The 13,243-nt window shown below is 39.1% G+C and carries 9 protein-coding genes; 5 read left to right on the top strand and 4 right to left on the bottom strand.

The window, feature by feature from the left end; genetic code table 11:
• The 5 genes from B5X53_RS15625 (at position 1) to B5X53_RS15605 (ending at position 6,620) form a co-directional block, all read left to right on the top strand.
• Positions 1-1,620 (top strand): sodium:solute symporter, encoded by a 1,620-nt coding sequence (locus B5X53_RS15625; RefSeq protein ID WP_079714162.1) that lies wholly within the window; start codon positions 1-3, stop codon positions 1,618-1,620.
• Between the two features lie 163 nt (positions 1,621-1,783).
• Positions 1,784-2,731, top strand: coding sequence for an alpha/beta hydrolase (locus B5X53_RS15620; protein ID WP_079714161.1), 948 nt, complete (start codon positions 1,784-1,786; stop codon positions 2,729-2,731).
• A 190-nt stretch (positions 2,732-2,921) separates the two neighbouring features.
• Entirely contained in the window at positions 2,922-4,499 is a 1,578-nt protein-coding gene (locus B5X53_RS15615) for an NADP-dependent glyceraldehyde-3-phosphate dehydrogenase (protein ID WP_079714160.1), read from the top strand.
• Between the two features lie 31 nt (positions 4,500-4,530).
• On the top strand, positions 4,531-5,517 hold the full coding sequence (locus tag B5X53_RS15610) for an aldo/keto reductase (RefSeq protein WP_079714159.1): 987 nt from the start codon (positions 4,531-4,533) through the stop codon (positions 5,515-5,517).
• A gap of 212 nt (positions 5,518-5,729) precedes the next feature.
• A complete protein-coding gene (locus B5X53_RS15605) occupies positions 5,730-6,620 on the top strand; it encodes an SMP-30/gluconolactonase/LRE family protein (RefSeq protein ID WP_079714182.1) in 891 nt (296 codons plus the stop codon).
• Positions 6,621-6,643: 23 nt separating this feature from the next.
• On the opposite strand, the gene B5X53_RS15600 is transcribed toward B5X53_RS15605, so the two are convergent.
• The 4 genes from B5X53_RS15600 to uxuA all read right to left on the bottom strand — a co-directional run bounded on the left by B5X53_RS15600 (position 6,644) and on the right by uxuA (position 13,236).
• Entirely contained in the window at positions 6,644-7,978 is a 1,335-nt protein-coding gene (locus B5X53_RS15600; protein ID WP_079714158.1) for a Gfo/Idh/MocA family protein, read from the bottom strand.
• Between the two features lie 95 nt (positions 7,979-8,073).
• Positions 8,074-10,926: a glycosyl hydrolase 115 family protein gene (locus B5X53_RS15595; protein ID WP_101023041.1), complete on the bottom strand. Its 2,853-nt coding sequence runs from the start codon at positions 10,924-10,926 to the stop codon at positions 8,074-8,076.
• 2 nt (positions 10,927-10,928) lie between these two features.
• Complete coding sequence (locus tag B5X53_RS15590; RefSeq protein WP_079714157.1) at positions 10,929-12,083, bottom strand: endo-1,4-beta-xylanase; 1,155 nt, start codon at positions 12,081-12,083, stop codon at positions 10,929-10,931.
• 4 nt (positions 12,084-12,087) lie between these two features.
• A complete protein-coding gene (uxuA, locus tag B5X53_RS15585) occupies positions 12,088-13,236 on the bottom strand; it encodes a mannonate dehydratase (protein WP_232764085.1) in 1,149 nt (382 codons plus the stop codon).
• Positions 13,237-13,243: the final 7 nt, after the last annotated feature.

Here is a 13,243-nt window from a genome sequence, read left to right as displayed (position 1 = left end):
ATGAAAGCATTAGATATTTATGACTGGTTTGCCATTGCCGGTTACTTTCTCATTTTAGCAGGAATTGTTGTTTGGGTAATTAGAAAAAAACAATCCAATACCGAAGATTATTTTCTGGCCGGTAGAAATGTAGGCTGGTTTGTGGTTGGAGCGTCCATTTTTGCTTCCAATATTGGATCAGAACACGTAGTTGGTTTGGCTGGCGCCGGTGCCGGAGATAAACTACCTATGCTTATTTATGAAATTCAGGCCTGGGTGGTACTTATTTTAGGATGGGTGTTTTTACCATTCTACGCCCGTAGTGGTGTTTTTACGATGCCCGAATTCCTGGAAAAACGATTCGACGCCAGGTCAAGATGGGTATTATCTGTTTTTTCTATAATCGCTTATGTACTCACAAAAATTTCGGTAACTATTTATGCGGGAGGTATTGTAGTTTCTGCTTTACTCGGCATTAATTTTTGGACCGGTGCACTTTCTACAGTAATCTTAACCGGTATTTATACGGTATTAGGTGGAATGCGGGCCGTTGTTTATACGGAAACCCTGCAGGCAATTATTCTTGTTATTGGTGCAGCCGCACTTACTTTTATAGGTTTAGGAGAAGTAGGAGGCTGGGCCAGTATGAAAGAAACCGTAACGCCTGAATATCTTAATATGTGGCGATCTGCTTCAGATCCAGATTTCCCATGGCCTTCTCTTTTAATTACAAGTACAATTGTTGGTATCTGGTATTGGTGTACTGACCAGTATATTGTGCAACGTGCCCTTACCGCAAAGAATATTAAAGAAGGAAGACGAGGAACCATCTTTGGCGCTTTGCTTAAATTACTTCCGGTATTTTTATTCTTAATTCCCGGTATTATCGCGCTTACCCTTAAGATGCGTGGAGAATTGCATTGGGATAGCCCAGATGAAGCTTTTCCTGTGTTAATGAGTAATTTATTGCCTTCAGGATTACGTGGGCTTGTGGCCGCCGGTTTACTCGCAGCATTAATGAGCTCTTTGGCTTCTGTATTTAATTCCTGTTCTACATTATTCACGGTAGATATTTACAAAAAACTGAGACCGAATACTCCAGAAAAAAAGCTGGTAAGAACAGGGCAAATTGCAACTGTAATTATCGTGATAATCGGTATTATCTGGATCCCAATTATGGCGAATATTTCGGGAGTTTTGTATGAATATTTACAGAAAGTGCAATCGTATATCGCGCCTCCAATTACGGCAGTATTCTTACTGGGTATTTTCTATAAACGTATAAACGCGCACGGTGCTTTTGTTACTTTAGTGGTTGGATTTATTGTAGGAGCACTCAGGATTATCCTGGAATTATTCAAAGATTCTTTAGATCCCGGAGGATTCTTATTCCTGGTTGGAGATATTAACTTTTTAACTTTCGCGGCCTGGTTCTTCCTTTTCTGTGTAGTGCTAATTACCGTGGTAAGTTTCTTAACCAGTATTCCTTCAAAAATCAAAACTGATAATCTTACTTTCCAGACAATTTCTGAAGAAGAGAAACAAAATAACAAAAACAGCTATAACTGGGTTGATATTGCAGTTTCAATTTTGGTGGTGATTTTGGTAGCAGGTGTAATGATTTTCTTTAACGGAAGATAATTGCTTATATGATTAATATTGATTGATTTGAAAATGAAACTTATAGAAAAGTAATCTCGACCAGATTGAGCAGGAAATATTGGTGATTACAGATAGTAATAAATGAAATTTTAAACTATAAATAATGATTTTTTTGAATAACTAACTTTAAAACCACTTTATTATGTCTAACTCACCAATTACCTTAGTTAAGTCTGCCATTTGGTCGATTTTATTCTTCTTTACTGCCTCGGGAATGGCGCAAGACGGAACAATTTATCCCCTTGAAACACCTGATGAACCTGAGGCTATCCCCTTAGAAACAGGAGGGGTTGAAGATCAGCCTGCCCCCGAAACCTGGTTTCGCCAGTGGGGTGATCCCATGGCGCGGAATATATCAACAGCAACCCTCACTCCATTCCTGCCTAATCCTGACAAAGCAAACGGTACAACCGTGATTGTAGCTCCCGGCGGAGGCTTTAGATGGCTTTCTTTGGGCAATGAAGGCTGGGAAGTTGCGGAGGCTCTTGCAGACAAGGGAATTACCGCATTCGTATTAAAATATCGTTTGCATCCAACTCCTGAATCGCTCGACGATTTTAAAACTTCGATGGAAAGACCTGCCACTCCTCCAGCCGAATCTTCAGATGATACGCCGGAAACCCGCCCGGAACGCCCGCGGTCTAATCTGTCTAATCAGCTTGAAGATGCCGAGGCTGCTTATGCTATGATCGTAGAGCGTGCTGAAGAATGGGGTGTTGATACTACCAATATAGGTATGATGGGCTTTTCTGCCGGTGCAGGGCTCACGATGCATTCAACTTTAAATTCTAAGACCATGGATCTGGCTTTCATCGCTCCTATTTATGGGGGTTTAAATGAAGTAGAAGTCCCAGAAGATGCTCCTGCCATGTTTAATGTTATTGCTGCCGATGATTTTTTATTCTTCGGGGAATTCGGTTTAATCGAAGCTTGGCACAAAGCCGGTAAGCCGGTTGAGTTTCACCTTTATCAAAACGGAGGTCATGGTTTCGGACTTGGGAATCCAGACCGCACCAGTAACCGCTGGTTTGATGCTTTTATTCACTGGTTGGAGGTTAATAAATTTCTAGTATCCAATTCTGAGGAGTGATAGATAGATTTTTTGCGTATTTTTAAATAACAGAATACCTTTTCTTAACCAATTCTGGAGAAGAAAAGAATCAAAAAAGTCAACTATTACCGGGGTGAAACTTTAGTTTTCGTCCCGGTAGTTGCTTTTGTGATAATCAGAAAATATTTTAACTAAAACTCTTATTGAACCAGCTTTTAAAATTTAAATTATGAAAATACCACAGGAATTTCAGATTACAAACCTGCTCCATCAGGAGAACTACCTTAGTAACGGAGAATTAATTAAATGGACTGGACAGACTGATGAGGTTTATTCCACTATTTCTTCCACAGAAAATTATAAACCAACTTTATTGGGGACTATTCCGCATATGGATAAAGATGCTGCTCTGGAAGTTTTAGATTCTGCGTGTAAAGCTTATGCGAAAGGGCAGGGTGACTGGCCTACTATGAAAGTTTCGGAACGGATTTCCTGTATGCAGAATTTTGTAGCCGAAATGCAAATTAACCGGGAAGAGGTTGTAAAATATTTAATGTGGGAAATTGGTAAATCACTCCCAGATTCCCGTAAAGAATTTGACAGGACGGTAGAATATATTAATGATACTATTGAAGATTATAAACAATTAGACCGTGACAGTGCTAAGTTTTTTAAGCGCGATGGGATTCACGCCCATATTCGCCGCGGTCCGCTTGGCGTGGTTTTATGTTTGGGACCGTATAATTATCCTTTAAATGAAACTTTTGCCTTGTTAATTCCTGCTCTTATTATGGGTAACACGGTGATTTTTAAACCCGCCAAAAATGGTGTTTTATTGATTTCCCCACTTTTGGAGGCATTTAAAAATAGCTTTCCACGCGGAGTGGTAAATGTGATTTATGGTCGCGGCAGGGAAGTGGCAGCACCTATAATGGCGGCAGGAAAAATTGATGTGTTAGCACTTATTGGAAATAGTAAGTCGGCTATCGCTCTGCAGGATCAGCATCCATATAAAAACCGCTTACGTCTGGTTTTAGGTTTAGAAGCAAAAAATCCGGCCATTATTTTACCAGATGCCGATTTAGATCTTGCCATTGAAGAGTGTATTTCGGGTTCTTTATCATTTAACGGGCAGCGATGTACAGCTTTAAAAATAATTTATGTTCACGAAGATGTAAGGGAGGAATTTAATAAGCGTTTTGCTAAAAAAGTAGATGCTTTAAAATTCGGAAACCCTTGGGAAGATGGTGTTAAACTTACTCCTTTGCCTGAAACCGATAAACCCGATTATATTAAAGAATTAATTGATGATGCCAGGGAAAAAGGTGCTGAAATCTTAAACGAAAAAGGCGGTGAAATTTCTGAAAATTATATTTATCCGGCAGTTCTCTTTCCGGTTAACAAAAAAATGCGGGTTTACCAGGAAGAGCAATTTGGCCCTGTGGTTCCTATTAAACCTTTTACTGATATTCAGGAAATTTTAGATGAAATGGCTGAGTCCAGCTATGGCCAGCAGGTAAGTTTATTTGGTAAAGATATTCAGGAAATCGCCCCGCTTATTGATACACTGGTAAATTTGGTGTGCCGCGTAAACCTTAATAGTTCCTGCCAGCGTGGGCCAGATGTATTCCCTTTTACGGGGAGAAAAGATTCAGCGGTAAGTACCTTAAGTGTTCACGATGCCTTGCGATCTTTCTCAATCAGGACTTTTGTAGCTTCAAAAGATAATGATTACAATAATGAGATCTTACAGGAACTGTTAAACTCAAAAACCTCCAATTTTGTAAGTACGGATTATATCCTGTAGTAAGGTTTTTGTAAATTGAAGGAAAAATTATATGAATTATAGAAAATTAGGAAAAACAGGTTTTGAAATTTCAGAAATTTCTCTCGGCACCTGGCAAATAGGAGGAAAATGGGGATCAGATTTTAGCGATAAAACCGCTGAAGAAACCATCAATACCGCCATTGATAAAGGAATTAATTTTATTGATACGGCAGATGTTTATGAAGCCGGTTTAAGCGAAGCAGCCGTAGGCCGGGTGGTTAGATCCAGATCTGAGCGTGTTTTTGTGGCCACCAAATGCGGAAGACAAATTAATCCGCATACTGCAGAAAATTATACACCTGAAGCCCTTACCGGCTATGTAGAAGAAAGCCTTAAAAGAACCGGTTTTGAAGCGCTGGATCTAATTCAATTGCATTGCCCGCCTACAAATGTATATTATCGTCCTGAGATCTTTGAAACCTTTCAGAAATTAAAAGATCAGGGCAAAATATTACATTTTGGTGTAAGTGTAGAGAAAGTTGAGGAGGCCCTCAAAGCAATTGAGTATGATAATGTGGAAACCGTTCAAATTATTTTCAATTTGTTCAGGCAACGCCCTTCAGAGCTTTTCTTTGAACAGGCAAAAAAGAAAGATATCGGGATTATTGCCCGTGTTCCTTTAGCCAGCGGATTGCTAACCGGAAAATTCGATAAAAATGCCAGTTTTGATAAGGAAGATCACCGAAATTTCAACCGAAATGGAGAAGCTTTCGATAAAGGCGAAACCTTTTCTGGAATAGACTTCGAACGAGGTTTAAAGGCGGTAGAAGAGCTTAAAAAGTTGTTCCCGGAGGTTCAAAATTTGGCTCCAATTGCTTTACAATGGATTCTCAAATTCCCGGAAGTTAGTTGTACTATTCCCGGGGCTTCAAAGGAAGAACAATTACTTTCAAACCTATCAATCTACGATAGACGGGAGCTTAGCAAAGAAAAAATTAAAGAAATGAATAAAATCTATGATGAATATTTAAAGCACGATATTCATCACAGATGGTAATTTTATTCCTGCAAGGTTTCTAAAACATTGTAGGTTTATTTGATGAAAAGCTATGGCTGAGGGTTCGTCAAGCTGAACCAGCCTGTCCGTTCAGGCGGGCTTGTTCCAGCTTCTAACTTGAAAGAATTCTATAAATCTTAGTTTCTGAATTAAAATTCAGAATGACGATAAATGACATTGCAGGAAGGATTTATACTTTAAAAGTGAATACTATGAAACTAAATTTTTCACCGTTTTTGCTCCTAGTTTTTATATTAAATTCCTGTAATTCTCAAAAGGAATTGATTAAAGAAGGGCAGGAACTTAAGCGTATTTCAAACGAGTTTGAGTTTACCGAAGGTCCCGCTTCAGATGCTGAGGGGAATGTATATTTTACCGATCAGCCGAATAACAGAATCCATAAATGGTCTGTAGGAGATGGTTCTGTTTCGGTATTTATGGAAGAAGCAGGCAGGGCAAACGGACTTTATTTTGATGATGATGGAAATCTTCTCACTGCTGCCGATGAAAATTCGGAAATCTGGAAAATTAATCCTGAAAAAGAGGTTGAAGTTTTAGTTGAATCTTACCAAGGAAATCGCTTAAACGGTCCCAATGATTTATGGATTGCATCAGATGGTGGTTTTTACTTTACCGATCCTTATTATCAGCGTGATTACTGGGAACGCACCAAAAAGGAAATTGAAGAGGAGCGTGTTTATTATGTGAATCCGCAGGGCGAAATAAGTATCGTAGTGGATGACCTGGTACAACCTAACGGAATTATTGGAACTCCTGATGGTAAAACCCTATATATAGCCGATATCGGTGACAATAAAACTTATTCGTATAAAATTAATCCCGATGGAAGCCTTTCGGATAAAAAACTTTTTACTGAATTAGGATCAGACGGGATGACGATAGATAACCAGGGCAATCTTTATCTTACCGGTAATGGAGTAACGGTTTTCGATAAATCCGGGAAGAAAATTCAGCATATTCCAATAGATAAAGATTGGACGGCAAATGTAACTTTTGGAGGTAAAGATAACCAAACCCTTTTTATAACGGCTCAACAGGCTGCTTATACCCTGGAGATGAATGTAAAAGGGGTTCGCTGGTAAATTTTAAATTCTAAAACCTTTATTTAGACTTGTGGCAATTTCCAGCCGTTATGATAATTAGCTTTTACCAATTCATCAGCTTCAGCATCTTCAAATGAGCCTGATTCAGCATTCCAGTACAATTTTTTTCCGGTTTTATAGGCGATATTCCCCATATGCGCAGTAATAGCGGCAATGCTTCCGGTTTCTACTCCGCAAGTGAGTTTTGAACTATCGTTTGCCCGAATAGCAGAAACAAAGTTTTCGGCATGATTTTCCAGTGCGTTTCCTTGGGGAGTAGTTAAATCTATTCTCTTCGTTTTAGGTACCCAATCATCATTTTTATTTTCTCCTTCAGGAATAACTTCCCATCCATCACGATTTACTACTAAAGTTCCATTATTACCAATAAAAGCTATGCCTTCGTTTCTTCCATAGTTTCCGCCGTCTATACCGGTAGCATGCTCCCAAAGGAGGTTAAAATCCTCAAATTCATAGACAGTTTGCAAAGTGTCTGGAGTTTCAGAAGCATCGTTGGGATAAGCAAATTTTCCTCCAGAAGCTAAAATGGATTTAGGTGCTTTTGCACCCATAGCATAAAGTGCGATGTCTATTTCGTGCACGCCCCAATCGGTCATCAAGCCGCCGGCATAATCCCAAAACCAACGAAAATTAAAATGGAATCTATTTTCATTAAACGGCCTATCTGGCGCAGGGCCTAACCACATTTGGTAGTCTACACCTTCCGGTGGAGTAGAATTGGGTTTAACCAGCACCGGATTCATCCAGCCCTGGTATGCCCAGCATTTAACCAAACGAATTTGCCCAAGTTCACCAGATTGCACATAGTTGATAGCATCATCATAATGTTTTCCGCTACGTTGCCATTGGCCAACCTGAACTAATTTATCATATCTTTTACCAGCCTTAAGCATCACATTGCATTCTTCAATACTGTTAGCCAGGGGTTTTTCTACATAAACGTGCTTATCGGCTTGCAAGGCATCTACCATGTTCAAACAATGCCAATGGTCTGGCGTGCCTATAATTACCGCGTCAATATCTTTGTTCTCCAACATTTTGCGATAATCTTTATACTGTTTTGGTGCCTTACCGCTAATCTCTTTTACCTGGGCAGACCTTTCATCTAAAACACGCTGATCAATATCGGCCAGTGCTACACAATTTATATTTGGTAATTTTAAATGTGCTTGCATATTGGCCCATCCCATACCTTTACAACCAATTACCCCAAAATTAACCCTGTCATTTGCTGAAAAAATAGATATCGGATTCGCCAATAGTGATCCTGATAAACTTAAGCCGGCAGCAGCTAAAGTTGTTTGTTGTAAAAATTTTCGTCTTGGGAGCTTGCTCATCTTGTTGTAGTGAATGGGTTTTACACCGATTAATATAATACTTTTAATCTCTATAAGATCAGGTTTTAAGGCTGAAAACCTTTCTTTAAGTCTGTTTATTCTGCAGCTTTGCTTTCCGGCGGGCCTAAATACGATTCTCTAACATCTCCTTTTCTGATAATAATTTTCTGAAGCGCTATTCCTGAGTCTAGAGCCCAAACCTTTAAAGTATGGTTTCCTTTTTCCTCGAGGTTTATTTCTGAAATTACCCTCGTAATATTATTTCCTACAGAAGTCTCCCAATCATCGTGTGTATCCTGATGCACATTAATGATTTTTGGTTCAGCATCATCAATGGAAAAAGCAAATCGCAAACCACCCGTATTATGAAAATCTAGTGTAGGCGAAAGCAGGAATTCTATTTTCATTTCTCCGGTGCTGAAATTATGAAAATCGTATTTCAAATATGGATTGTCCTCTGAGAATACTCCGTGGGTTGGAGTTTCGGTAAATGAGGTCATTGTGGAACCGGTTTTTCCTAAATTTGGTACCAGAGTCCATCCTTGTTCATCATTTCCTTTTTTGCTATAATTGGCAGCTTCCATAGAAATATAATTATTGCTCTCTACAAAACCTTTTATATTTTCTGAGCTAATATTGTGGATAGGAACTTCAATTTCTACCGAATTTCTACCTTGTTTGATGCTAAAAGATCCTGTTTTTTTACCTTTTGAGGCTTTGTCCCAGTCAATAGACACATGTAGCTTTTTTTGATCACTAACACTTCCTTTTTCTTCTGAAACTTTGATCCACTTATCCTTTTTCTTCACTTTAAAATTGAAATCACCTTTACCTTTATTAAAGACTTCAACATAATATTTTTGATCAGCTAATGAATTGAATTCAGGAAGTCGAGCTTCTTTATTGGAAGCAGGCCAGGACTCTTTAGAGCCTTCCATCGCGATGCCCATTTCAGGTTTTTCAGCAACTTCTATGGTTGAAACTTCCGGCATAACCTGTTCTTCCGGCTGTTGCCAGTAGGTATAACCAATGTGGGTTTGCGACATCATATGGTTCCATTTTCTATCTGCGATATTGTGGTATTCTTCGGTTAATTCTGAATCTTTTTTATATAATTCTTTTACTTTTTCAGTATAAGAATTGGCAATAGCACGGCCTTGTTCTGCATATAATCGGTTTTTAGCGGTAGCGACATACAATTCATTCAAATTGGCAGATGCTTTTACCGGGAATAGCACCAACTGAAAATATGCGTCTTTATATTCGTCCGGAAGTTTTTTATTAATTCCCTCTGCTTTTTCTACTAATTGGTTATAGTCTTTCACCACATTTTCGGCTTCGTTATAATTGATTAGACTATAAGTTTCCGGACTCAACATTTCGGGTTTCCGCCGACTGTTATATTTGGTGTATTTATTGAGTATTTCGGATATTTTCGAAGCATATTCACTCCCGAATTGCTTTTCAACCCAATCAGTAGCGTATTCTTCCAATCCTCCCGCATCTATAGATTCAGGATCCCAGGCGAAATCTAAAAAGAAACTAATCGGAAATTCCATAGGTTTTAGATCGCCCACATTTACTACCCATAATTCAGTTGCGTCGTATTGGTAAGCGAGGTTCATCTGTTCCCAGACCCGCTCAATTTGAGTGGTATTCAGCCATTTGTAATTCCTAGGTCCACCTACATAATCAAAATGATAGTAAATTCCGTAACCGCCTTCCCGGGGCTCATCTTCCGGGTTTGGTAATTTTCGTATATTTCCCCAGTTATCGTCGGCTAAAAGTAAAGTAACATCATCGGGAACGCGCATTCCCTGGTCGTAATAATCCTGAACTTCTTTATACAAAGCCCAAACCTGTGGGGTTTCTCTGGCCGGTTTCCCGGTAACTTCTTCAATAATTTGGCGTTGATCTGCGACAATAGTTTCCAGCAATTCTATGGCCGTACCTTCGGTCATTGGTTCGTCGCCATCGCCGCGCATCCCTATGGTAACCAGGTTTTCATAATCCTGATTTCTTTCAAAACCATCTCTCCAAAAATCTCGTAAACCTTCGGCATTGGTTTGGTAATCCCACTCGCCGTTTCCGTAGTCTTCGCGATGCGTGCCCCATTCTTTCTGAGCTCTAACCATAGGTTCATGATGGGAAGTACCCATTACAATACCATATTTATCGGCCAATACCGGATTTTTAGGATCATCTTCGTTAAAAGCTTTTCCCCACATTGCAGGCCATAAGTAATTTCCTTTTAAACGCAGAATAAGTTTAAAAACCTGTTCATACATTTGGCTGTTTATTCCACCAAATTTTTCCCGTGCCCAGTTACCAAGCCCGGGTTCTTCATCGTTTATAAAAATTCCTCGGTATTTAACCTTTGGCGTTCCCGAAGTATAACTACCCGGATTTATATACAATTCTTCTGCTTTTTCAACCGGAACATCGGCCCACCAGTGCCAGGGAGAAACTCCCATTTTTTCTGAAAGATCATACATTCCGAAAATAGTTCCTCGTTTATCGCTTCCGGCAATTACTAATGCTTTTTCTACTCCCGGCGATGGACTTTCAACCACGTCAATCAGGAAATTTTCCCATTTTCCTTCTATTTGTGAAACATCCAATTTAGCCCTGGAAATCAACTCGTCAATCAATTTACTTTTTCCAATAGTTCCAATAATTACCGGGTAATCGCCACTGATTTCTTCGGAAGAAATTTCAGGCTCATTGCCGGTTACTTTTTTGAAATCTGTTTGTAGATCTTCTGCAACTAAATGAACTCCCTCGTGATCTTCTAAATCTAAAAATAGGGTGACAGAATTCAAGGGAAAAGTATTTTCAGACTTCTGCTGGCTTACATAAGAATCCTGCGCTGAAGCAATTTGGAAGAAGCCTAAACAGAGAAAAAGAGAACAAACTTTTTGGAAATTGGTAATTGATGGTTGTGGCATTCTTAAGGAGTTTTGGTTTCTGGTTGAGTTTCAAATTCAACCACTTTTTCGTAAGCTTTTTTCCGTTCAAAATTCTCATCGAATAATAGCGGATAGTTTTTTCTACCTGCAACCGGGTAGGTGTCTAACCAGGAATATCTGTCTGAAATATTCCAGAAAGTCACCCCGGTAATTACATCTTTATAATCCCTGAAAACCCTAAAAAACATATCGTAGGCCTCAATTTGTTTTTGCTCAAGTTCTGGAGTAAACTCATCTGATTCGCCTTCTTTAAGTTCGCGTCGTTCTTTTTCCCACGGATAAAGTGAAACATCAAGCTCGGTAATTTGAATTTCCAGGCCTAATTCTGAATACAAATCCAGGGCTTCTCTTAATTCTTCTTCTGAAGGACTGTGAATTGACCAGTGTGCCTGGATTCCCACCCCATCAATTGGAGCATTATTCTGCTGGAGATATTTTAATAATTCAATAATCCTGTCTCTTTTCTCAGGAATAATGGCGTTATAATCGTTGTAAAATAACTTTACATTTGGATCTGCTTCGCGGGCATATTCAAAAGCTTTTACCAAGAAATCTTTTCCCGCAATTTCCAACCATTCTGATTCTCGATAAACTTTGGTAGAATCATCGGCTACGGCTTCGTTAACAACATCCCAGGCATAAATAATATCTGAATAACGAGGAACAACCGAATCTATATGATTCTTCATTCTTTTCAGTAATTCTTCTTTACTTACTTTGCCGCCATTTTCATTTTTAAAAATCCAACCGCCTGTTTGTTGGTGCCAAACCAGGGCGTGGCCTCGCATTTTTAAGTTATTTTCTTTAGCAAATTCGGCGAGCAGATCGGCGTCTTCCCAATAGAATTTATCTTTTTCGGGATGTATGGGTCCCATTTTCATCACATTTTCTGGCGTGATACTGTTGTATTCTTTCTTGATCAATTCAGCTGATTTCCCTTTGACAGAATTTGGCGCAACCGCCACGCCCATTGGGAAATAATCCTCGTAGTAATCTTTCAGCCCCATTTCTGAAGAATCTTCCGTTTGAGACTTAGCTTCTTTTTCTTCCGAATCGGTACTGGATTTGCAGGCGGTAAACGCAGCAGCAATTGCCAGAATAAAAACCGATTTTTGAAGTATTTTTATTGATTTCATAGTTTTAATTTAATGATTCCTGTAGTCCTAATTCTAGTCCGCGCAATTCAGCGAGCCCTTTTAACCTGCCTATAAAAGAATAGCCTGCATAATAATTTTTATCGGCTTCTAAAGTATGCAGGTAGCCATGGTCCGGGCGCATTGGGATACTTTGATTTCTTTTTCGCATTGTTTTTAAAATGCGTTTCACCACCTCTACCATTGGAACATCGCCATCCAGGTGGTCAGATTCCATAAAGACTCCGGTTATTTTCTTATTTACATTTCTAAGGTGTAAAAAATGAATTCTTTCTTCAAATTCATCATAAATCTCAAGAAGATCGTGCGCAGGATTGGCACCTAAAGAACCGGTGCAATAACAAAGTCCGTTGGCTTTGCTTTTTACATTTTCAAAGATAAATTTCAGGTCTTCGTGATTACTCACTACGCGGGGTAAGCCTAATACCGAAAACGGTGGATCATCCGGATGAATAGCGAGATTTACATTGCTTTCTTCGGCCGTAGGGGTAACTTCAGATAAAAAATTAACGAGGTTTTCCCGTAATTTTTCGTCGTTAATATGAGAATAAGAATCCAGTAGGTCTTTAATGATTTCTGCAGTAAAATTTTCGGTACTTCCCGGTAATCCTAAAAGAATATTTTTAAACAGTTCTTCTTTTTCCTCGGAGGAAAGATTATCACCTACTTTTTTTGCTGCAGTAATCTGCTCTTCGGTATAATCTTTTTCTACATTTTTTCTTTTCAATAGAAACAGGTCGAAATAAGCAAACTTTAAAGGATCGTATTTTAGAACTAAAGCGCCTTCTTCATTTTCGTGATAATGATCTGTACGCACCCAATCCAGGATTGGCATAAAATTATAGGCAACAACACGAATACCGCATTTGCCAATATTTTGAAGGCTTATTTTATAATTTTCTATGTATTGCTTATAGTTGCCCGAGGCTTTTTTTATGTCTTCGTGAACCGGCAGACTTTCTATTACGCTCCATTCCAGGCCGTAGCTTTCTATAAGATTTTTTCGTTCCAGAATGGCTTCTTCAGTCCAAATATCTCCCACGGGAATTTCGTGCAGGGCGGTAACTATCCCGGTTATTCCGGCTTGTTTTAAATCCTTGAGCAATAACACGTCGTTAGGACCGTACCATCGCATTGTTTGA

The sequence above is a fragment of the Salegentibacter salinarum genome (assembly GCF_900168115.1).
GTDB classification, from domain to species: Bacteria; Bacteroidota; Bacteroidia; order Flavobacteriales; family Flavobacteriaceae; genus Salegentibacter; species Salegentibacter salinarum.
Note: the sequence above shows the minus strand (reverse complement) of the source record. Positions and strands in the feature narration are given on the sequence as shown.

What these genes read in the sequence shown, in the direction of transcription:
- B5X53_RS15600 (WP_079714158.1), bottom strand. Translation starts at nt 7,978, where the DNA reads ATGAGCAAGCTCCCAAGACGAAAATTTTTACAACAAACAACTTTAGCT.
- B5X53_RS15620 (WP_079714161.1), top strand. Translation starts at nt 1,784, where the DNA reads ATGTCTAACTCACCAATTACCTTAGTTAAGTCTGCCATTTGGTCGATT.
- B5X53_RS15605 (WP_079714182.1), top strand. Translation starts at nt 5,730, where the DNA reads ATGAAACTAAATTTTTCACCGTTTTTGCTCCTAGTTTTTATATTAAAT.
- B5X53_RS15590 (WP_079714157.1), bottom strand. Translation starts at nt 12,083, where the DNA reads ATGAAATCAATAAAAATACTTCAAAAATCGGTTTTTATTCTGGCAATT.
- B5X53_RS15595 (WP_101023041.1), bottom strand. Translation starts at nt 10,926, where the DNA reads ATGCCACAACCATCAATTACCAATTTCCAAAAAGTTTGTTCTCTTTTT.
- B5X53_RS15610 (WP_079714159.1), top strand. Translation starts at nt 4,531, where the DNA reads ATGAATTATAGAAAATTAGGAAAAACAGGTTTTGAAATTTCAGAAATT.
- B5X53_RS15615 (WP_079714160.1), top strand. Translation starts at nt 2,922, where the DNA reads ATGAAAATACCACAGGAATTTCAGATTACAAACCTGCTCCATCAGGAG.
- B5X53_RS15625 (WP_079714162.1), top strand. Translation starts at nt 1, where the DNA reads ATGAAAGCATTAGATATTTATGACTGGTTTGCCATTGCCGGTTACTTT.
- uxuA (WP_232764085.1), bottom strand. Translation starts at nt 13,236, where the DNA reads ATGCGATGGTACGGTCCTAACGACGTGTTATTGCTCAAGGATTTAAAA.